The 21,461-nt window shown below is 59.5% G+C and carries 21 protein-coding genes; 19 read left to right on the forward strand and 2 right to left on the reverse strand.

Going from position 1 to position 21,461, the window contains the following annotated elements:
• The first annotated feature begins 48 nt into the window (after nt 1–48).
• On the forward strand, nt 49–1,011 hold the full coding sequence (locus CQ012_RS07375; protein ID WP_105661761.1) for a carbohydrate ABC transporter permease: 963 nt from the start codon (nt 49–51) through the stop codon (nt 1,009–1,011).
• A gap of 154 nt (nt 1,012–1,165) precedes the next feature.
• Here the strand turns inward: CQ012_RS07375 and CQ012_RS07380 are convergent, their stop codons facing one another.
• Nucleotides 1,166–2,077 carry a LysR family transcriptional regulator gene (locus CQ012_RS07380; RefSeq protein WP_105661762.1) on the reverse strand — a complete coding sequence of 304 codons (912 nt, stop codon included), beginning with the start codon at nt 2,075–2,077 and terminating at the stop codon, nt 1,166–1,168.
• Between the two features lie 135 nt (nt 2,078–2,212).
• On the opposite strand from CQ012_RS07380, the gene tdh reads away from it, so the two are divergent.
• From tdh to CQ012_RS17880, 8 genes are all read left to right on the forward strand, one after another.
• Nucleotides 2,213–3,265 carry an L-threonine 3-dehydrogenase gene (tdh, locus tag CQ012_RS07385; protein ID WP_105657175.1) on the forward strand — a complete coding sequence of 351 codons (1,053 nt, stop codon included), beginning with the start codon at nt 2,213–2,215 and terminating at the stop codon, nt 3,263–3,265.
• 31 nt (nt 3,266–3,296) lie between these two features.
• A complete protein-coding gene (locus CQ012_RS07390) occupies nt 3,297–4,496 on the forward strand; it encodes a glycine C-acetyltransferase (protein ID WP_105661763.1) in 1,200 nt (399 codons plus the stop codon).
• Nucleotides 4,497–4,566: 70 nt separating this feature from the next.
• Nucleotides 4,567–5,583: a LacI family DNA-binding transcriptional regulator gene (locus CQ012_RS07395; RefSeq protein ID WP_105661764.1), complete on the forward strand. Its 1,017-nt coding sequence runs from the start codon at nt 4,567–4,569 to the stop codon at nt 5,581–5,583.
• 134 nt (nt 5,584–5,717) lie between these two features.
• Nucleotides 5,718–7,076, forward strand: a complete 1,359-nt coding sequence (locus CQ012_RS07400; protein WP_105661765.1) for an ABC transporter substrate-binding protein — start codon at nt 5,718–5,720, stop codon at nt 7,074–7,076.
• 68 nt (nt 7,077–7,144) lie between these two features.
• Nucleotides 7,145–8,284, forward strand: coding sequence for a carbohydrate ABC transporter permease (locus tag CQ012_RS07405; protein ID WP_105661766.1), 1,140 nt, complete (start codon nt 7,145–7,147; stop codon nt 8,282–8,284).
• Nucleotides 8,281–9,228 (forward strand): carbohydrate ABC transporter permease, encoded by a 948-nt coding sequence (locus CQ012_RS07410; protein WP_105661767.1) that lies wholly within the window; start codon nt 8,281–8,283, stop codon nt 9,226–9,228. The genes CQ012_RS07405 and CQ012_RS07410 overlap by 4 nt, the downstream gene beginning before the upstream one ends.
• A 136-nt stretch (nt 9,229–9,364) precedes the next feature.
• The gene (hutI, locus tag CQ012_RS07415) at nt 9,365–10,552 is read left to right on the forward strand and encodes an imidazolonepropionase (protein WP_105661768.1); all 1,188 of its coding nucleotides are present in this window, start codon (nt 9,365–9,367) and stop codon (nt 10,550–10,552) included.
• A 434-nt stretch (nt 10,553–10,986) separates the two neighbouring features.
• Complete coding sequence (locus CQ012_RS17880; RefSeq protein WP_286134590.1) at nt 10,987–11,118, forward strand: hypothetical protein; 132 nt, start codon at nt 10,987–10,989, stop codon at nt 11,116–11,118.
• Nucleotides 11,119–11,126: 8 nt separating this feature from the next.
• Here the strand turns inward: CQ012_RS17880 and CQ012_RS07420 are convergent, their stop codons facing one another.
• Nucleotides 11,127–11,753: a class I SAM-dependent methyltransferase gene (locus tag CQ012_RS07420; RefSeq protein WP_105661769.1), complete on the reverse strand. Its 627-nt coding sequence runs from the start codon at nt 11,751–11,753 to the stop codon at nt 11,127–11,129.
• 98 nt (nt 11,754–11,851) lie between these two features.
• Between CQ012_RS07420 and tpx the strand changes: the two genes are divergently transcribed.
• From tpx to CQ012_RS07470, 10 genes are all read left to right on the forward strand, one after another.
• The gene (gene tpx, locus CQ012_RS07425) at nt 11,852–12,349 is read left to right on the forward strand and encodes a thiol peroxidase (protein WP_105661770.1); all 498 of its coding nucleotides are present in this window, start codon (nt 11,852–11,854) and stop codon (nt 12,347–12,349) included.
• A 427-nt stretch (nt 12,350–12,776) separates the two neighbouring features.
• Complete coding sequence (locus CQ012_RS07430) at nt 12,777–13,679, forward strand: SIS domain-containing protein (RefSeq protein ID WP_105657184.1); 903 nt, start codon at nt 12,777–12,779, stop codon at nt 13,677–13,679.
• A gap of 10 nt (nt 13,680–13,689) precedes the next feature.
• Nucleotides 13,690–14,628, forward strand: a complete 939-nt coding sequence (locus CQ012_RS07435) for an ROK family protein (RefSeq protein WP_105661771.1) — start codon at nt 13,690–13,692, stop codon at nt 14,626–14,628.
• Nucleotides 14,625–15,557 (forward strand): 1-phosphofructokinase family hexose kinase, encoded by a 933-nt coding sequence (locus CQ012_RS07440; protein WP_105657186.1) that lies wholly within the window; start codon nt 14,625–14,627, stop codon nt 15,555–15,557. Before CQ012_RS07435 ends, CQ012_RS07440 begins: the two co-directional genes overlap by 4 nt.
• Before the next feature lie 11 nt (nt 15,558–15,568).
• Nucleotides 15,569–16,411, forward strand: a complete 843-nt coding sequence (locus CQ012_RS07445) for a class II fructose-bisphosphate aldolase (protein WP_105661772.1) — start codon at nt 15,569–15,571, stop codon at nt 16,409–16,411.
• A gap of 207 nt (nt 16,412–16,618) precedes the next feature.
• On the forward strand, nt 16,619–17,872 hold the full coding sequence (locus tag CQ012_RS07450; protein ID WP_105657188.1) for an extracellular solute-binding protein: 1,254 nt from the start codon (nt 16,619–16,621) through the stop codon (nt 17,870–17,872).
• A 123-nt stretch (nt 17,873–17,995) separates the two neighbouring features.
• On the forward strand, nt 17,996–18,925 hold the full coding sequence (locus CQ012_RS07455) for a carbohydrate ABC transporter permease (protein WP_105657189.1): 930 nt from the start codon (nt 17,996–17,998) through the stop codon (nt 18,923–18,925).
• Between the two features lie 2 nt (nt 18,926–18,927).
• On the forward strand, nt 18,928–19,785 hold the full coding sequence (locus CQ012_RS07460) for a carbohydrate ABC transporter permease (RefSeq protein WP_286134591.1): 858 nt from the start codon (nt 18,928–18,930) through the stop codon (nt 19,783–19,785).
• A gap of 2 nt (nt 19,786–19,787) precedes the next feature.
• Nucleotides 19,788–20,498: a copper homeostasis protein CutC gene (locus CQ012_RS07465; protein ID WP_181149033.1), complete on the forward strand. Its 711-nt coding sequence runs from the start codon at nt 19,788–19,790 to the stop codon at nt 20,496–20,498.
• A 12-nt stretch (nt 20,499–20,510) separates the two neighbouring features.
• Nucleotides 20,511–21,323 carry a DeoR/GlpR family DNA-binding transcription regulator gene (locus tag CQ012_RS07470; protein WP_105657191.1) on the forward strand — a complete coding sequence of 271 codons (813 nt, stop codon included), beginning with the start codon at nt 20,511–20,513 and terminating at the stop codon, nt 21,321–21,323.
• Nucleotides 21,324–21,461 lie beyond the last annotated feature (138 nt).

Genomic DNA, 21,461 nt, shown 5'->3' on the forward strand with positions numbered 1-21,461 from the left:
GCCTTTACCCTGCCTGGCGACGGAGCGCCCGCGTCGAGGATCCGATTCATGAGCGTCCATGTAGATTCGAAAATAAGTACTTCTACCGCGCAGGACCGCAATCAGTCTGAGACGGGCTCGACGATTGCTAAATCCAGACTGGGAAAGCTCGTATCCGTGAAACCGGTTCAATCAAATCGTGAAACTACGTTGTTGAGTCGGCTGATTGTCACTATCGTGTTGGGATGCTTTGCGATTTATTTCCTAGCACCAATATGGTGGTTACTGGTGTCGGCTTCAAAACCGATGGGCGAGCAGTTTGCTGCTCCAGGTTTTTGGTTCAACGGAATGCACCTGGGGAACAACATCGCCGAGTTGTTGGCGGCACGCGACGGAATTTTCCTGCGGTGGATTATGAATTCCGTATTTTATGCCGGGATCGGTGCCCTGGTTGGGACGTTACTGGTATCGATGGCTGGCTATGCCATGGCCAAATACCGCTTTCGTGGACGCGAAGTAGTTTTCAGTGTGGTGCTAGCAGCGGTACTAATTCCCAAGATTCTTTTCACTTTGCCCCTGTACCTCATGTTTTCAGAGCTGGGATTGATCAATAATCCATTGGCTGTCCTGCTGCCCAGTATCGTCAGCCCCTTCGGTGTATACCTTTCGCGAGTCTTCGCCGCGCAGTCCGTACCTGACGAAGTAATTGAAGCAGCGCGTCTTGACGGGGTAAGTGAGGTTGGGATCTTCTTCCGCGTGGGTGTGCGCATGATGACGCCCGCTCTGGTGACCATCTTCTTGATCAATTTTGTAGAAATCTGGAATAACTATCTGTTGCCTGCAATGGTCATCAATGACTCCTCATTGCAGCCCGTGACAGTGGGTTTGGTGGCTTGGTTTGCTTCCAATGGCAAGGTGCCAATGTCGCTGGTAGTCGTTGGAGCACTGGTTTCCGTGATTCCGTTGCTGTTGCTATTCCTGTTCCTGCAACGCTTCTGGAAAGCAGGCCTGACAGCTGGCGCCATCAAATAAGCGGAATGCCCAAGGCTCGGTATTTTTACATCATTGGTCAGCAAAGCGGCCAGCTCAACGCTCTAGGTTGAGCTGGCCGCCTTGCTGTTCGGAGCTGTCCGGGAAAGTGGTAAAGCCTCCCAAGAAATGGCCTCCAACGCGAACTAACCCGGCGCTAGAGATTTTCGGCCACCAACTTCCGCGCCGTCTCTCTGAGGGCATCGATAACTCGAATAACTGTCGGTCTGTGAAGGTGTTCGGCGCGTACCAGGATGTCGATTTGTCGACCTGATTCCAAGCCTGAAACTGGTCGTAAAGTCACATCCTTGCCCAGCATGGACCGCGAAGTGAAGCGAGGCAAAATTCCCAAGCAATGACTGGCTCGTACCAGTGCGGCTGCCGTGCCGTAGTCGTTGACCCGATGCTCAATTCGAGGAGCCGACCCCGACAACGCGGCGATGGTATCGAGCACATCAGCCGGCGAGAATCCTGGGCGGGAGACCACCCAAGGCTCTTCGATAACTTGAGCTGGCGAGAGACTTTCAAACCGTGCCAGTGGATGATCTTGATGCACAGCAATATCTAGGGGTTCGAAGGCCAATGGGATTACGGAAACTCTGTCGGCAGGCCAGGCCTCGGTATGCGGCATTCGGTGAGCGAGGACCAGATCATATGTAGAAGTTAGGGCCGGAAAATCTTGTTGTGAAACGTCTTCATCAAAGAAACGCAAGGGCGGCAGGTCATCATCACCGGAATTCAGTAACGGCGCGAAGATCGTTTGGCCAATGGAATGAAATCCAGCGATGAGTACCGGTTGGGCAAAGTTGCCTTCATAGTTCCTGATCTTGGAGTCTGCCTCGGCGAGAGTTGAAGCAACCTGGGCGCTGGCTTGTGCCAAGATCCTTCCTTGGCTGGTGAGTACTAGCCGCCGTCCCTCTTTCTGTGTCAGTGGCACAGGGAAATTGCGCTGCAGTTGGGCCAACTGCTGCGAGACCGCCGAGGGCGAGACAAAAAGGGCCTTCGCCACGGCGTTGACGCTGCCCAAATCCGCGAGTTCACGCAGAATCCTCAACTGATGCAATTCCATGAAGTAAATTCTAAATCGTTGGATCAGTAAATCAGTGATCTTCTAAGGTGTTGTACCGTGCTGTCGGGTGCGACACTTGAAGCGACCCCATGTCTGTGTTGCGCGCACCCAGGTGCCCAATCCAAAGGAACCCGCATGAAAGCACTGTACAAGTCCGGCCCGCACGCGGGGCTGGAACTCGTTGATCGCCCAGAACCAGAGACCGGCGCCCACGAGGTCAAGATCCGCGTCATGACCGCCGGAATCTGCGGCACCGACCTGCACATCGAAGCCTACGACGATGCAGCCAAGGCCATGATCAACACCCCGCTGGTTCCGGGCCACGAGTTCTACGGCGAGGTCGTGGAAATCGGCGACTTCGTGCACGGGGTCAAGATCGGCGACCGCGTCTCGGGTGAAGGCCACGTCGTGTGCGGCCTATGCCGCAACTGCCGCGCCGGCCGCAAGCAGATGTGCATCAACGTCGATTCGGTAGGCGTGCAGCGCGACGGCGCATTCGCCGAATACGTGGTGATCCCCGAAAGCAATGTCTACATCCACCGCGATGAGCGCATCACCCCACTGCTCGGCGCCATCTTCGACCCGTTCGGCAATGCCGTGCACACCGCACTGCAGTTCCCGATGGTGGGCGAGGACGTGCTGATCACCGGTGCCGGACCCATCGGCCTGATGGCCGCGGCAGTGGCTCGCCACGTCGGCGCCCGCAACATCGCCATCACCGATGTCTCCGAGCAGCGCCTGGAACTGGCCCAGTCCATGGGCATCGATCTGGCCGTGAATGTCGCGACCACCCGCATCAAGGAAGCGCAGCAGAAGCTGGGCATGGTCGAAGGCTTCGACTACGGCATGGAAATGTCCGGGCACAAGACCGCCCTGCCGGAAATGATCGAGAACATGAACCATGGCGGCAAGATCGCCATGCTCGGCTTGCCCAGCACCTCGATCGACATCAACTGGGGCAAGGTTGTCACCCACATGCTGACCCTGCGCGGCATCTACGGCCGCGAAATGTTCGAGACCTGGTACGCCATGAGCGCCATGCTCACCTCCTCGGAGGTGATGCGCGAGCGCATTGCCTCGGTGGTTACCGACTTCCTGCCGGCCACCGAATGGCAGCAGGGCTTCGAAGCTGCTCGCAGCGGGCACGGCGGCAAGGTCGTGCTCGACTGGACCGTTTTCTCAGGCTAAGAATTTCCCGCATCAACAAGGAGCATTTGCAATGTACACGGATCTCAAAGACCAGCTTGCCGCCGAATTGGACGAGCTGAAGTCCTCCGGCCTGTTCAAGGCAGAACGCCACATCGACTCGGCCCAGTCCGCCTCCATCATGGCCGGCTCGCTGGGCGACGATGCACGGAAGGTGCTGAATTTCTGCGCCAACAACTACCTGGGCTTGGCCGATAACCAGCAGATCATCGACGCGGCCAAGACCGCCATGGATGAGCGCGGCTTCGGCGTGGCCTCGGTCCGCTTCATCTGCGGCACCCAGGACCTGCACCTGGACCTGGAAGCCAAGCTCTCTAAATTCCTGGGCACCGAGGACACCATCTTGTTCTCCAGCTGCTTCGATGCCAACGGCGGCGTGTTCGAATCGCTGTTCGGCAAGGAAGACGCCATCATCTCCGATGCGCTGAACCACGCCTCGATCATCGATGGCATCCGCTTGTCCAAGGCCGCGCGCTTCCGCTACGCCAACCAGGACATGGCCGACCTGGAAACCCAGCTGCAATCCGCCGCGCAGCTCAACGGCGGGGCGGGCGCCCGCCGCACCATCATCGTCACCGATGGCGTCTTCTCCATGGACGGCTACCTGGCTCCCTTGGAGGCCATCTGCGATCTGGCTGACAAGTACAACGCGCTGGTCATGGTCGATGACTCCCACGCCGTGGGCTTCATGGGCGCCACCGGGGCAGGCACCCCGGAGCATGCAGGAGTCTCAGACCGCGTGGACATCTACACCGGCACCTTCGGCAAGGCATTGGGCGGCGCCTCGGGCGGCTACGTGTCCGGCCGCGGCGAGATTGTCGCGATGCTGCGCCAGAAGGCCCGCCCGTACCTGTTCTCCAACTCGCTGGCTCCATCGATCGTGGCTGCCACGTTGAAGGCGCTGGACCTGGTGGTGGACTCCGGGGACCTGCGCGAGAAGCTCTTCGAGAACGCTGCGCACTTCCGCCGCCGCATGACCGAAGAGGGCTTCGAATTGCTCGACGGCGAGCACGCCATCATTCCGGTGATGTTCGGCGACGCGGTCAAGGCCGCAGAGGTCGCAGGCAAGATGCTGGAGCAGGGCGTCTTCGTCACGGCCTTCAGCTTCCCGGTAGTGCCCAAGGGCGCCGCGCGCATCCGCGTCCAGCTTTCTGCCGCGCATTCGGCTGAGGATATCGAGGCCTGCGTGCAGGCATTCGTCGCCAGCCGCTGACCCAGGGGGATTGCCCGGCGCCGTGTTTCAATAGGGATGACGAGTTGGAATAACCAAAGGCGGTGGGCTCATGGCTACCAGGAACGACGTGGCGCGCTTGGCCGGCGTATCTCCTAGTACCGTGTCCTACGTGATCAGCGGCCGGCGCACCATTTCCGAGGCGACCAAGGCCAGGGTCTTGGCGGCCATGCGGGAGTTGAACTACACCCCGGATGCCTTTGCCCAAGGCCTGGCCGGATCGCGCCGGGGCATCCTTGCCCTGCACTTTCCCACCAGCCTGGACGGCTATTCTTCCACCGAGTTCGAGTACGTCACCGCCGCCATGGAGCGTGCCCGCGCGCTGGGCTACCACATGCTGTTGTGGTCCAACCCGATGACCGATGCCATGGGATTGGAAAGCCTGGTCGGGCAGAAGCTGGTGGCCGGGGTGCTCTTGATGGAAGTGTCGATCAATGACCCGCGCTTTGATGTCCTGCGGCGCGCGGGCATTGCCTTTGCCTCCATTGGCCGTCCCGATGACAGCGCGGACCTGTCCTATGTCGATAATGATTTTGCCCAGGCCGGGCGCATCGCGGTGAACTATTTGGCGAGCCTCGGCCACCAATCCATCATGTACATCAACGTATCGGTGGAAGACCAGGAAGCCGGCAACGGCCCGGCCATCCGCACGGCCCGGGCCATCTGCGATGCCGTGCGCGATCGGGGCATGGCGATGCAGGAAGTGCCGGTGGAAAACAACGCCCGCGGCGGCCGCGCGGCGTTGAATGCCTACCTGGAACTGCACCCGCGACCCACTGCGGTGCTGGCGCTCAAGGAGTTCGCCACCGCGGGATTTGTCAACGCCGCTGGCCTGGCTGCGTTGCGGATCCCCGATGACCTCTCGGTGATCGCCCTGGGGGTCGGGGACCGTTCGGCCGAGATGGTTGCCCCGGCGCTGACCACGGTAGCCCCGCCGGGGGAGGCCATTTCCCATGCCGCGGTGGACGCCCTGGTGCAGCAGATCGAGGGGCGCTCCCAGGCGCCGGTGCAGCAACTGGTCGCGCCGCTGATGGTGGTCCGGGACAGCTCGGGCCCGGCACCGCGATGACCTGCCCGCGCCATTTTCTCCACGGTGTTCACCCATAACTGTTGACGCGCGTCGATGACCTGCGTCACTATTGAGGGGATCACTCGTGCCAGGCCGCCTCATCCGGCAGGGCATTACCCAACGTGGAGGGCATCATGACTAAAGCAAAACGTGGGCTGAAGTTCGCGCCGGTTATCTCGGTGGCAGCAATCGGCCTGCTCCTGGCCGGTTGCTCGGGCGGAGCAGACCCCAATGACCCCAACGCCTCCGGCGGCGGCGAAGCCCAAGTGGGCCAAGCCGACGGAGTCGTCGATATCTACGGTCCGGTCACCGGCATTGAAGCCGAACTGCTGGAAGAATCCTGGGCCAAGTGGTCCGAGGAGAACGGCATCAAGATCCGCTACACCGGCGACAAGAACTTCGAATCCCAAATCGGAATCAAGGTCCAGGGCGGCGACACCCCGGACCTGGCCGTCTTCCCGCAACCCGGCTTGCTGCAGGCCACCGTGGCCCAGGGCAAGGTGCAGCAACTTCCCGAGGCAGTCCAGTCCCAGCTGCAGAGCAACTGGTCCGAGGACTGGCAGAACTACGGCAAGGTCGATGGGGTGCAGTACGGGGTGCCGCTGATGGCCAGCGTGAAAGGCTACATCTGGTACTCGCCCAAGCAGTTCGAGCAGTGGGGCTTGAGCGTCCCGGAAACCTGGGATGAAATGACCACCCTGGGCACCGAAATCTCGAAGCAGACCAATGAACCGGCCTGGTGTGCCGGATTCGCCTCGGGCGAGGCATCGGGATGGCCGGGCACCGACTGGATTGAAGACGCGGTCCTGCGCCAGTCCGGAACCGAAGCCTACGACAAGTGGGTTTCGGGCGATCTGGAATTCACTTCGCCAGAAATCACCAGCGCCTTCGATTCCGTTGGAAAGATCCTGCTGGACCCGGAGCAAGTCAACGCTGGATATGGCGACGTGAAGTCGATCAACGCCACCGCCTTCGGCGATGTTGGCACGGCCGTGGCCAAGGGAACCTGCCCGCTGACCCACCAGGCATCCTTCCTGGAAGGATACGTCCTGGATTCCAAGAACGCCGATGGCGAGAAAGCTACCGTGGCGCCTGACGGGGATGTCTGGGCTTTCGTTGCCCCGCCAGCCAAAGCCGATGACCCCGTATCTGTTGTAGGCGGCGGTGAATTCGTTGCCGCCTTCTCCAATGATGAGGATACCGCCAAGGTCCAGGAATACCTGGCCAGCGCGGATTGGGCCAATAGCCGCGTTGGACTCGGCGGCGTGATCTCGGCGAACTCCGGGCTTGATCCGAAGAACGCCAGCAGCGACCTGCTGCGTTCCGCTGTTGAATTGCTGCAGGATCCGAACACCACTTTCCGCTTCGACGGGTCTGATCTGATGCCCAAGAGCGTCGGCTCCGACTCCTTCTGGAAGGGCCTGGTGGACTGGATCGATGGCAAGCCGACCAAGGAAGTGCTTGAAAATATCCAGTCCGGCTATGACTCCTAGTCGCCATCTGGTACATCGCCAACGGCCGGGAGTCCCGGCCGTTGGCGGGATTGTAGGAGCCTGAACGCATGTCTGAATTCTTCCAGTGGCTGGCTGGCGTTCCGCCGCTAGTCCAAGTGCCGATCGTCCTGGTTGCCTTCGCGGTCTTGATCGCAGCGATCCTCGCCTTTGTCGAGATAGCGACCAAGGGCGGACGGGTTTTCGCCGTCGTGCGCTTTGCCGCCGCGGTCTTGGTCCCGGTGGCGATCCTGCTGGTCCTGGGCCTGTACAACTCCGTGATGTGGGTGGCCGCGCTGGCCGCGGTGCTCGGTGCGGTGCTGTTTTTCCTGGACCGGCGCTCGCGATCCGGCGCCGGCTCGCTGCTGCAGCTGTCCGGTTTCCTGGCTCCGGCCATGCTGCTGCTCGCTATGGGCTTGATCTACCCCACGGTCCGCACCGCGGTCAGCGCCTTCATGGCCAACGACGGATCCGGCTTCGTCGGCCTGGGGAATTTCCTCTGGGTGTTCACCAGCCCCGATGGCCTGACCGCCCTGCTCAATACCCTGGTGTGGGTTCTGGTGGCGCCCGTGGTCTCCACTATTATCGGATTGGCCTACGCGGTATTCATCGACAAGAGCCGTGGCGAGAAGTTCTTCAAGCTGCTGGTGTTCATGCCCATGGCGATTTCCTTCGTTGGCGCATCGATCATCTTCAAGTTCTTCTACGACATCCGCCAGGGCGAGCAAATAGGCGTGCTCAACGCGATCATCACGGCATTCGGGGCCACCCCGGTCGACTGGCTCGGGCTCGAACCGTGGAACACGTTGTTCCTGGTGGTCATCCTGATCTGGACACAGGCGGGATTCGCCATGGTCATCCTGTCCGCGGCCATCAAGGGCGTGCCCGCAGAGCAATTCGAAGCAGCCTCCCTGGACGGGGCCAGCCCATGGCAGCGTTTCGCCAATGTCACGCTGCCGGGGATCCGCTCCACCGTCATCGTCGTATTGACCACCATTTCCATTGCCTCGCTCAAGGTCTTCGACATCGTCTCTTCGATGACCGGCGGACGCTCGGATACAACGGTACTGGCATTCGAAATGGTGCGCCAGTTCCAGCTCGGGGCACGCACCGGCTACAGCTCGGCCCTGGCCGTCATCCTGTTCATCCTGGTACTGCCGATCATCATCTACAACGTCCGCCAGCATAAGAAGCAAAGGGGAGTCCGATGAGCACCGTCAGCGAATCCTCTCGACGCCTCTTGGCAGCTACCGAGAAAACCAGCGGGAAACTGCGCAAAGCCACCACCTCCCGCGCAGCCACCATTGCGGCGTTCATCATTGCCGCGGTGTGGACCATCCCCACCTTCGGCCTGTTTGTCTCCTCCTTCAGGCAGGCTGATGACATCAAGACCTCGGGCTGGTGGACGGCCCTGTCCAACCCTTCATTCACGCTCGATAACTATGCGCAGGCCTTTGCCTCCGGCGACAGCCTTCCGCTGTCCAAGGCGTTCCTGAATTCGCTGGTCATCACCATTCCGGCGGCGATCGTGCCGATCCTTGTCGCCAGCTTGGCTGCCTATGCCTTCGCGTGGATCAACTTCAAGGGGCGCAATACGCTCTTCGTTCTCGTTTTCGCCCTGCAGATCGTTCCGATCCAGATGGCGCTGGTTCCGCTGCTCCAGCTGTTCTCGGACGGAGTGAAGATCGGTGGGCTGTATATCCTGCCGGGCTTGGGAGTCAACGGGTTGGATGGCGCCTACGCCAAGGTCTGGATTGCCCACACGATCTTCGCCTTGCCGTTGGCGATCTTCATGCTGCACAACTTCATTTCGGAGATCCCCGATGAGGTCATCGAGGCTGCTCGTGTTGACGGAGCCGGGCACGGGAAGATCTTCTCGAAGATCGTCCTGCCCCTGTCGATGCCGGCTATTGCTTCCTTCGGAATCTTCCAGTTCCTCTGGGTGTGGAATGACCTCTTGGTTGCGACGGTCTTCACCTCGGGTGGAGGCTTGCCGATCACGAAAGCGCTCCAGGACCTCTCGGGTACCTACGGGCAATCCTGGGAGCTGCTCACCGCAGGCGCTTTCATCTCGATGATCATTCCGCTGGCGGTCTTCTTCGCCCTGCAACGGTTCTTCGTGCGGGGATTGCTGGCAGGTGCCACCAAGGGGTAACCCTGGCCTGCAGTGGGAACAATAGGGTGCCAGTCTGAAATCCCAGACGGGCACCCTATTGTTCTGCCCCATAGGCAACGAGCCATGGGTAGGCTCTTGGCTAAAGGATTGGAAATACCACGAAGGCGGAGCGCTCATGGCAACCTTGTTGCTTACCAACATTGGACAGCTGACTACGGTTGACGCGAAGGGCCGCGTGCTGGAAGACGCGGCGGTGCTGATCGAGGACGGACTGGTCGCATGGATCGGCAACATGGCGCATGCACCTGCTGCAGGACACGGGATCGATTTGGGCGGCCGTGCGGTGCTGCCCGGTTGGGTTGATTCCCACAGCCACCTGATTTTCGGCGGCGACCGCGCCGAGGAGTTCGTAGCCCGCATGGCAGGCCAGTCCTATGCCGCTGGAGGCATCGCGGTCACCACATCGGCCACCGGGCAGCTCTCGGACAAGGAACTGGCCGACCTCGTGGCTGATCGCCGCCGTGAAGCTCTGGCGATGGGTACCACCTGGATGGAAACCAAGACCGGCTACGGCCTGGCACTGGAAGAAGAAATCCGGCATTCGGTGCTGGGCAAGCCGCTGGTCGATTCCCTGACTTTCCTTGGCGCTCACTTGGTACCGGCAGGATGGGATGCCGATGACTACACCGATTTGGTCACCGGACCGATGCTGGATGCCGTGGCGGCCTACGTCGACTTCGTGGATGTCTTCTGCGAACGCGGCGCATTCACCGAAGAACAGTCGCGCCGGGTCCTGGACGCCGCAAGGAACAAGGGACTGGCGACGAAGGTCCACGGAAACCAGCTGGGTCCAGGGCCGGGCGTGAAGCTGGCCGTAGAGTTCGGCAGCCACTCGGTAGACCACGTGAATTACCTGGACGAACAGGACCTCCATGCGCTCGCCGGAAGCTGGGCTGGCTGGGACACTGCAACAAGAACAGGGACTGCGGGCACCGTCGCCACCTGCTTGCCCGCCTGCGACCTGTCCACAAGGCAACCGCTGGCCCCGGGCCGTGCACTGCTCGATGCAGGCGTGCGAATCGCACTGGCAAGCAACTGCAATCCGGGTACCAGCTACACGAGCAACATGAACTTCTGCGTGGCTACCGCAGTGCTCCAAATGGACCTGACCCTGGCTGAAGCCATCGAGGCGGCAACCTACGGAGGGGCGCTCGCGCTGGGCGTTGCCGACCAAGTGGGATCTATTGAGATCGGCAAGCGCGCGGATCTGCATGTTCTTGACGCGCCAGTTGCTGCGCATCTGGCGTACCGTCCTGGGATGAACTTGACCCACAGCGTGTATCGGGCCGGCAAAGCGATCTAGAGCTTTGTGAAAGCCCATTTAAAATCTGTCTGGATCGCGCGCGCCTAGGGAAGGGGATAGGGACGGCAGGAATCCGGCCGCGAGGATTCTTCGGCCCCGAGCCGTGCTGCGGATTGAAGCAGTCCAAGCCGTAAGCAAAACTAGGACGCTGCATTCTGTCCGACTGCTCGATGGAAGCGATGAGAAGCCTTCAATGCCTGCCCCTGCTGGCCACGCAGGTCCGGTACTCCCAATTCCCGACGACTGGTGGCGGCTTCTGGCGAGATCGAGGCAAGCCTCCGTGCCTTCCCGGACTGGTAGCTTCCTAGCGCTGGGAAATCAGCGTCTCGTGCCCGGAGCCATGGGCAATTCTCCCGCTTGGCTCAGCACAGTTCTGCATGGGGATGCCCACTGTCCCAATGTCACTGAGAATAAAAGAGGCTTGCCTGCGGCTCGTGGAAACCGATGAAACGGCAGCTGCTCTTGCAAAGTCAGTTGGCTACGAAACAGCGGTCGCATTTAGGCAGCGATTCCAGGCCTTGAAAAGCTTGCCGCCTGTTGAATACCTGGCGGCGTTTCGCAAATAGCCACGAGGCTAGGAGGGCAGAATGAATATTCCATCTGGGCTCTCGAATCCTGAACGCTGACCGGTGCGCGCGTACACGCTCACCGACCATTGGGAGCCAGAACGGTAGGGAGCTAAATGCCAGTCGGCGAATCGCTGCACGAGCTGCAGCGAGGTTCCTTCGCGAAGTTCGTCCTGGTCTTCCGGTCCGCCGTTGGCATGGCGGGTGGTTCCGACAACGAGTACGCCCGAGACGCTGAGCATCTGATCGGCTAAGTTGAAAACGCCTCGCAGTTCATCGCGAGAAATGAAAGCAGGCACATTACCGGTCAACAATATGGCGTCGTACGTCCTTGGCCGGTCATGCTCGTCCAATGAGCCCACGGTCAGCTGGTTCGCCGATAGCTGCCGGAACCAGCTCCCGTCGAATAGCTCTGCAGCTACATCCAGCACTTGGGGAGTGGGATCTATGCCGTAGCCACGGTGTCCCAAGCGGCGCAAGGCGTTGACGGTGTTGCCTACCCCGCAACCGATATCGAGAATTCGTGAATTGCGGCGGCAGAGCATGTCGGTGAAACGGGCGACTACTTCCAAATCAGTGCCGTCAAGGGTCTGAGCACGCATCTTCGCTGCGTATGAATCGTAGTCGGGGCCCATGTCCACAGTTTTGCATAGGAACGAGACGTGAGCGACTTGTTTGCGCTAGCAGGCAAAAAATATAGCTCCGGATTAGGCATTCATGATAAACAAGACCTATGGCTAATACTGCTTTCAAGGGAACCCCTGTACAGACTATTGGTGATCTGCCGGCCGTTGGCTCGCAGGCTCCAGCTTTCACTCTCACCGACACCGGCCTTGCAGATGTCACCAGCGAATCGCTGGCTGGCCGTCGCGTTGTCCTGAACATCTTCCCGTCGGTTGATACCGGCGTTTGCGCTGCCAGCGTGCGTCGCTTCAACGAATTGGCTGCCGGCCTGGAGAACACGACCGTGGTGTGCGTTTCTGCTGACTTGCCATTCGCACTGGGACGCTTCTGCGGTGCCGAAGACATCGAGAACGTTACCGCTGCTTCGGTCTTCCGTTCCGACTTCGGTTCGGACTACGGTGTGACCCAGGTTGACGGTCCACTGGGTGGCTTGCTGGCCCGTTCGGTTGTTGTCCTGGATGAAGACGGCAAGGTTGTTTACAGCCAAATCGTCCCGGAGATCACCACCGAGCCGGACTACGATGCAGCCATCTCAGCACTGAACTAGATATTGTTTGCACCGGAAACGGTGCATGAAAGCCCGCTTGAAAATTTTTCAGGCGGGCTTTCTTTATGCCCAAGCCGGTAATCCCATCGGTCGATCAAGCCAAATCTCACGTGGCTTGTGGTGGGAACACATTTCGCCGAGGTTGATCATCAGTGGACCGGCTATCGGACGAGCAGAATCTGCATGCCTGGAACAACGCGGTAATTTCCTCGCTGACTAGTTAATTCCCATCAATAGTCGATTGCTGCCGCACTTTTGGGAGCGGTCTGCCACTGGCGGGAATTGGAGAATTTCTGGGCAGGCATTCTCAAGACGGGTTTCTCACCCTATACTCGAAATAGATTGTTTCTGACTGTTATCATCTAAAAATAATCATAAAACATCAATCCTGATCTGTCGGGCACTGCATGCCAAAAGGAGCAAACGCATGAGCGAGCGAACCGTGCTAGGCGCACATATGGAAGAAGAGCTGGTCTCGCAACCAGAGATGTGGCGTCGTGCAGTAGCGCAGCAACAGCGCGAAAACCTGTTGCCGGCCAAGGGCGCGAAGGTTGCCGTAGTGGGATGCGGGACATCATGGTTCATGGCTGAAGCCTATGCCGCGGCGAGAGAAGCAGCAGGCCACGGTGTGACTGATGCCTTCGCCGCATCTGAAGCGCGTATCGCTACGCGTGACTACGATGCCGTGGTTGCGATTACTCGTTCGGGCACCACCTCTGAAGTGCTCCAACTGCTGGCCGAACTCGATGACAGCATCCACACCGTAGGCATCATCGGGGACGTGGCCTCGCCCATAGTGGACAGGGTCGATGCCGTGATTCAGCTGCCTTATGCCGATGAGCAGTCCGTCGTCCAGACGCGTTTTGCTACCACTGCCCTGGCTTATTTGCTCTCCAGCGTGGGGGAAAAGCTGGATCACGCAATGACCCAAGCCGAAGCGCTGGTGAACTCGCCAACACCACAAGAACTAGTGGACGCAGAACAATTCACCTTCCTTGGACGGGGATTCTCCGTGGGCCTGGCCCATGAAGCCGCCTTGAAAATGAGAGAGGCTGTCCAAGGGTGGACCGAAGCCTACCCTGCAATGGACTACCGTCACGGGCCGATCGCCATTGCCGCGCCCAACCGAGTGACGTGGATGCTCGGCGAACAGCCCGAGGACCTGGATATCCAGGTGCGCAGCACTGGCGCCATCTACATCAATGAAGACCGTCACCCGTTGGCCGAGCTTGCCTACATTCACAGGGTCACCCTGGACCGGGCGCGTGCCCGGGGGATGGACCCGGACCACCCGCGCAACCTCACGCGCTCGGTGATTCTGGAAGGCTGAGTACTCAGCCATGTTAAAGCGATATCTGCTCTTCGATGTCGGCGGCACCGACGTTAAAGCCGGGCTGGCCACAGAAGAAGGTGAAATTCTCCGGGTACTGCGAGAACCTACGCGCAAGGCATCCCCGCAGCTTGCCGCCCAGGTACTCGTTGACCAGTTGCTCGGGCTCGCAGCCAAGCTCCGTGAAGCGAATGACCAGCAGCCGGCGGCAGCGGGCCTGGTGGTCTGCGGATTGGTAGACCCGGTTGCCGAGATGGCAGTGTTCTCAGCGAACCTCGGCTGGCGCGATGTTCCGATGAAGCGGCTGGTCTCTGACGCGCTCGGACTGCCTGTGGGCTTCGGGCATGATGTGGCTTCGGCTGCCCGTGCAGAACTGGAGTTAGGAAGCGGCGCACACGACGACGCACTGCGGCGCAACAGCGCCATTTTGATCATAGGAACCGGGATTGCGTCGGCCTTGGTGGTCGACGGCCGTCTCTTGGAAGCTGGCGGGTACGCAGGGGAACTGGGGCATGCGCCGGTCCCCGGAGGCCTGCTCTGTGCTTGCGGTGCCACAGGCTGCCTGGAAACCCTCGCCTCGGCCGGTGCCATCGCACGAAGATACGAACAAGCCACGGGAACATCGGCCGGTGCCAAAGAAATCTTCGCCGCCCGGGCCGCTGGAGACGCCAAAGCGGCAACGATCATCGCGGAGGCCATTGAGGCTCTGAGCTTCACGCTGGCTCAACTATGCTCATCAACCGCGCCAGAAGGAATCATCATTGGCGGAGGTTTGGCTCAAGCCGGGCCATCGTTCTTTGCTGAGATAGAACAATCGCTAGAACGGCGATTATCTTTCCAACGCAGACCACGGATTGTTCCGGCGCGGCTTGGCGCGGAGGCAGGGTTGCAAGGTGCCTTGCTGCTCGCCCGCCAGGCAACACATCCCGGGGCAGGACGCCACCCATGATTCTTAGCTTCACGCCGAATCCGGCCATGGACGAAACCTACTTGACCCCGAATTTGAAGCTGGACTCCAGCCACAGGGTCACGCTGCAGCATCGCCAAGCAGGTGGCAAGGGGATCAACGTAGCCAAGGTACTGCACTCCCAGGGCATTGACGTCGAAGTCATATGTCCGCTGGGTGGCAGCCTTGGAGAGCAATTCGCTGTCGAATTAGGACAGCAGGGCATTGCGATCAATCCGGTTCGCACTTCTGTCCCCACCCGCCGCTCCATGGCTTTCCATGACGCGGAGTCCGACATGACGAGCATCTTCAACGAAACAGGTACCGCGCTGGCAACTGCCGAATGGTCGCGTATAGAAGACGAGTTCCAGGCCTTGCTATCGACAGCGAGCGCGGTGGCCATCTGCGGATCCTGGCCACCGGGAACTCCCAAGGAAACAATCAGCAGGCTCATTGGCCACGCCACCGGCCAAGGACTGTGGACTGTGGTGGATACCAGCGGGCCAAACCTGCTGCTCGCTGCCAAATGCGGGGCAGTTCTCAAGCCCAACGATCATGAGCTGCGCGAGGCCACCGGTTGCGCCAGCATAGGTGGGGGAGCGCGGGAATTGCTGCGTCTTGGCGCCCCGGAAGTCTATGTCAGTGCCGGGGCCCAAGGGCTGTACCACTTCACCAGGGAAACACCGCTGGTCGCCCATGCCAAACTCAACCGAACGCTGTCCGGGAACCCAACTGGGGCAGGGGATTCGGCCGTGGCCGCTATCGCCTCGGGGTTTGTGCAGCTGCTGAACCGGGAAGCGATCTTGCGACGGGCTGTCGCCTGGTCCGCGGCTACGGTACTCATGCCAACTGCAGGGAGCCTGTCACCCCAGCACATCGAGCTGGCTAGAGACACCAACTACCGCATTATCCCTGCGAACGAACAAATCTAAGGAGCACGACCATGCCATTGGTTCCCACCAGCCAAATTATGGATCAGGCAGTAAAGCAACGCCGAGGCCAAGGAGCTTTTAATGTTATTCACCTCGAGACCGCCCAAGCCATAATCGGTGGTGCTGAGCAGGTCGGGTTGCCGGTGATCTTGCAGATTAGCGAGAATTGCGTGAAATACCACGGTGGACTCCACGCGATTGCCGCTGCAACACTGGCATTGGCCGAATCTGCCGAAGTCCCGGTGGCTGTGCATCTGGATCATGCCGAGGATGAATCGCTGGTATACCAGGCAATGGATCTGGGATTTGGATCGGTCATGTTCGACGGCGCCAAACTGCCCTTTGAGCAGAACGTTGCAGCCACCATACGAGTAGTGGAAGCCGCCCATCGCCAAGGGGTCTACGTCGAGGCAGAACTTGGAGAAATTGGCGGAAAGGACGGTGCCCACGCTCCTGGGGTACGCACCGACCCTGTCGAAGCACGGCATTTTCATTCTCTGACAGAGGTTGATGCCCTCGCCGTGGCCGTCGGTTCCTCGCACGCCATGCTTGAGCGATCTGCCAGCCTGGACTTGCCACTGATTGAGCAGCTTTCGTCAACGCTGGCCATACCAGTGGTGCTCCACGGGTCATCCGGGGTCCCCGACACTACGCTGGTCAAGGCGATTAACTCCGGCATGCGCAAGATTAATGTTTCCACGCACCTGAATGGATTCTTTACCCGTGCCGTGCGTGATTGGCTCGAAGCTAATCCTGGTGCCGTTGACTCACGCAAATATGTGGGCGCTGGCCGCGCAGCCTTGGCCTCAGAAGCGGCCCGCCTGCTCCGCCTCTTTGCCTTGCTTGAGCACTAAACTGGCAAAGAAGCATGCATTAATGATTACTTATGAGCTTTTTCGAACAAGTTAAATCTCTAAATATCAAAATTCTCTTGACCTGTGATCTGTAACACTTCATACTTTTTAGTGAATCTGACTTTTCTTGATTTATATCGGCAAGAAAAGTCACGAATTATTCACACTTGCATCGATGCAAAAGCATCACAGCGATGAGGAGCAACCATGAAACGTACGACGCGAACCGGGGTTCTCGCCCTTTCAACAGCCGCGGCATTGCTACTGACCAGTTGCGGTTTTTCTGATAATGGTGGCGGATCCGCGGATGCTTCAGGTGGCACTACGACCTTGAACATGCTCGTACCGACTTACTCGGATGGGACCAAGGGCCTCTGGGAAGGCGTAATCGCTGACTTCGAAGCCGAGCACGAGAACATTGACGTCAACCTCGAAGTCCAGTCTTGGGAAAACATCGAGGGTGTGCTGAAAACCAAGTTGCAGGGTGGACAAGCTCCTGACATCTACAACGGCGGAGCCTTCGCGGAGTTCGCTGCCGAGGGCCTGCTTGCACCGGCAAGTGACATTGCCTCGCAGGAAACCATCGATGATTTCCAAACGACTTTTGCGGACGCGGAGAAGTTCGAAGGCACCCAATTCGGTTTGCCATTGATCGCTTCGGCCCGGGCTTTGTTCTACAACAAGGCCCTGATGGAAGAAGCCGGCGTTGATGCCGTTCCTACCACTTGGGAAGAACTCCATGATGCATCGAAGCTGATCAGCGAGAAAACCAAGGCCGATGGTTACGGGATGCCCCTGGGCAGCGAGGAAGCCCAGGGCGAATCGCTGATCTGGTTCGCCGGAAACGGTGGCAGTTTCGGAGACTCGCAGAAGATCTCGGTGAATACGCCGCAAAACCTCGAAGCGGCCGAGTTCATGAAGAAGATGGTAGACGACGGTGTCACCCAGAATGATCCCGGTGCCACACAGCGTACCCCGATGCTCAACACGTTCGTCCAAGGCAAGCTCGGCTTCGCCTACGCGCTGCCGCAGACAATCGGGCAGATTGAGGACGAGAACCCGAAGCTGGACTACGGTGTGGCTGCCGTGCCGACGAAATCCGGTGAGCCTGCAACGCTGGGTGTTGCCGATCGCTTGATGTCCTTCAGGAATGACGGCAGCAAGTCTGCTGCCGTCAAAGAATTCATGGACTACTTCTTCTCCGCTGACGTCTACACCGATTGGGTGAGCACCGAAGGATTCTTGCCAACGACGAAGTCCGGCTCCGAGAAGATGGCTGGAGACGAAACACTCACGCCATTCCTGGACATGTTGCCTAACGCGGTCTTCTACCCGACGACAAACCCGGCATGGAACGCCACCGATGGTGCATTCAAGTCACTGATGGGCGAGTTGGGGACCGGCAAGTCTGCTCAGGAAGTACTCGAGAGCATCCAAGCCAAGGCCGACGCCGCAAGCTAGGAACTGCTACCGGAAGCATTCCACGGCAGGCCCGGCGTAACACCGCCGGGCCTGCCGTGCTGGACAACCGAGAATCTCCGGTCCCAGGGTTACCTGGCCGAACGCAACGAAAGCGAGCCGACTATGAGCTCCGTACTGCCAGCTACGAACCGGGCCCGGCGCACCCGCCGCCGAGGCACGGATTCCCAGACATTCTTGTCTTCTTTGCCATGGATTGGGCCGGCACTCTTGCTGATCCTGGCCATCGTGGTGTTCCCCGCCGGCTACATGATCTACAACTCGACCAGGAAGATCTCTTCGGTGGGAACCGATCTTGAATCGGCAGGCCTGGAGAACTTCGTGACCATCTTCCAAGACCCGGTCTTGCCCCGAGTTTTGCTCAACACCGTTCTCTGGGTGGTGTCGGTGGTGGTCATTACCGTGCTGCTGTCACTGGTCCTGGCCCAGTTCTTGAACAAACCCTTCCCTGGACGCACCATCGTCCGGATGGCGGTTATCGTCCCATGGGCCGCCTCAGTAGTCATGACCACCACAGTTTTCTACTACGGGCTGGATCCGAACTACGGCATCTTCAACCACTTCTTTGTTCAACTCGGCTTGATGGATGAAGGCTACGGATGGACCAAGAACGCCGTTCCCGCCATTGCCGTTTCGGTAGTTGTGGCCATCTTTGTTTCCATCCCTTTTACGACCTACACCCTGCTGGCCGGGTTGCAAGCAATCCCGCAAGAAACTTTGGAAGCAGCCCGCGTAGATGGAGCCGGTAGATGGAAAACCTACCTGTTGGTGATCATTCCCCAGCTGCGATCCGCGCTGGCCGTCTCGATGCTGATCAACATCATCAACGTCTTCAATAACTTGCCGATATTGAAAGTGATGACCGGATCCATCCCCGGCAACAGCGCAGACACGCTGATGACCTACATCTTCAAGGTGCTGCAATTCGACCGCCGACTGGATCTGTCTTCGGCACTTTCGGTTGTGAATTTCGCAATCGTGCTGGTGATTGTGGCGATCTACGTGAAAACCGTCAAACCCATGCAGGAGATCTAGCCGTGACATTTTTGGTAACCGAAGATCGAGCCGCGAAGAAGACTGTCATCGGCCGGATGGTTGTAGGCTTCGCGGTAGTCATTATCTTCCTCATTCCCTACGGCATGATGCTGATCGGGTCGCTGAAAACCCAATCCGAAATCCTGGCTATCCCGCCAAAATACCTGCCGCAGGATGGTGCGCAGTTTTCCAACTACATCACCATGTGGGACACCCCGGAAACTCCGGTGCCCTACAACTTGATCTCCACCATCGTGATCGCGGTTTTCGCCACCTTGCTGGTACTGCTGGTCGCGACCCCGGCCGCCTACTACACCGCCCGATTCAAGTTCCCGGGCAAGATGGTATTCATGTTCTTGGTGATTGTCACGCAGATGCTGCAACCTGCCGTGCTCACCGCAGGTTTGTTCAAGCAGATGCTGGCTTGGAATCTGAACGACACTTGGCTGGCAATGATCCTGATCAATGCCGCCTTCAACTTGGCCTTCGCGGTATGGATCATGCACTCTTTCTTCGCAGGCGTACCACGCAGCATCGATGAAGCTGCGCAGATTGATGGGGCTGGAAAGCTGCGGGTGCTGTTCACCATCAACCTTCCACTGGTTTGGCCGGGTATTGTCACAGCAGTGATCTTCACTTTTGTTTCCTGCTGGAATGAATTCGCTGCCTCGCTGGTGATCCTCTCCACCGCCGAGAACCAGCCGTTGAGCGTCGCGTTGACCAAGTTCGTTGGCCAGTACTCCACTGCATGGCAATACGTTTTCGGAGTATCCATTGTGGCCATCGTTCCGGTGATCGTGCTCTTCGCATTGATCGAGAAGCGGCTTATCGGCGGCCTGGCTGCCGGTGCGGTGAAATAGCCGTGGGCACGGCGTTGCTGGCGCTGGAAATCGTGGCCACGTCTGGTGCATGCGCCCAACGGGCAACGCGGGCCGGAGCCGATCGGCTCGAAGCCTGCCAAGCGCTGGAACTAGGCGGGCTCACGCCAAACCCGGAAGCGCTCGAACAGATCCTTGAGCATCGGCCTCCACGAGGGGTGCACGCACTGCTGCGCAGCCGTCCGGGAAATTTCCGCTACACCACCGAGGAAGCCGCGCTCATGGAGAGGCAAGCTGCACGTCTTGCTGCCGCGGGGGTAGACGGGATAGTGCTCGGTGCGCTGGATCCACGCGGGGCACTGGACTTGGCCATGATGCGGCCCTGGGCCGAGGCCGCCCTGGCGGTGAACCAGAGGCTGGAAATCACGGTGCACCGGGCCATCGATGCCAGCCGAGACCCAATAGGGGAACTTGCCAGGCTTCTGGAGTTCCCGGCTCACCGAGTGCTCAGCAGCGGCGGGAGAAGAACCGTTGGCCAGGGCATGGCCACGATCGAGGCCATGGTTCAAGCCGCCGGCAGCCGGATCGAGATCATGTGCGGTGGCGGGCTGCAGGCAACAGATATTGAATCCGTACGCAGACTGGGAGTCGCAGCCGTTCATTCTTCTGCCAAGACCCGCTATGCCGATACCATCGAAGTATCTGAGCAACAGGTGCGCCAACTGCGCTGCACGCTTGATGAACTGGAAAATTAAGGAGCGCGCACGATGAAACGCGAGGAACGGCAGAACCAGATCCTCGATCTGCTGGCCAGCCGCGGCCAGATCGATGTAGAGGAAGTCGTCAAGCAACTGGGTACCAGCCCGGCCACGGCGCGCCGGGACCTGGACGCATTGGCCGCCGCATCACTGCTTACCCGCACTCACGGAGGTGCGGTCTCCAACTCGGTGGCCTACGACCTGCCTTCCCGCTACCAGCGCGATAGCAACGACCGCGCGAAGGCGCAAATCGCGAAGCTGGCAGCCGACATGGTCTCGCAGAATATGGTCATCGGATTATCCGGGGGAACCACCACCAAGGCGATCGCCAGCGAACTGAGCCTGCGCCAAGACCTGGTGGGTGAACCGGGCCGGGTCACGTTGACCGTGGTCACCAACGCGGTGAACATTGCCTCGATGCTGGCCGTCCGCCCGCATATCCGGGTGATGGTTACTGGCGGCGTGCTCAACGACCGTTCTTACGAGCTGGTTGGTCCAATGGCGCAGTCCTCTCTGGCAAAGATCACCATTGACTTGGCTTTTGTCGGAATCAACGGGTTGGATCCCGAAGTCGGTCCGATGGTCAGCGATGAAATGGAAGCGGCAGTCAATGAGCAAATGATCCGGCAATCGAGCAGCAGCTACCTGGTGGCCGATTCATCGAAGATCGGCAGGCGCTCGTTTGTCATCTTGGATCGTCAGAACCTGACCGGCATCATCACGGACAACGACGCCACAAGCGAGCAACTGGGTGCCTTGGCCAAGGCCGGCATGCGTGCAGCCATGGACGTGGCGGAATATCGGCCCGAGGAGAAATCCTAGCTGCGCTGGAACTGCCCACCGAGCTGCTGGTCCGGTCGGCGTTTGTGCTTGCGGAACCAGCGGATGCCAAGCACTATCTTTTCCGATGGCCTGCGCTGGTCCTGTCAAAGCAAAGCGCGCAACAAGCAGGGCCGGCCG

Source organism: Arthrobacter sp. MYb214, from assembly GCF_002979865.1.
In the GTDB taxonomy this organism is placed as follows: domain Bacteria; phylum Actinomycetota; class Actinomycetes; order Actinomycetales; family Micrococcaceae; genus Glutamicibacter.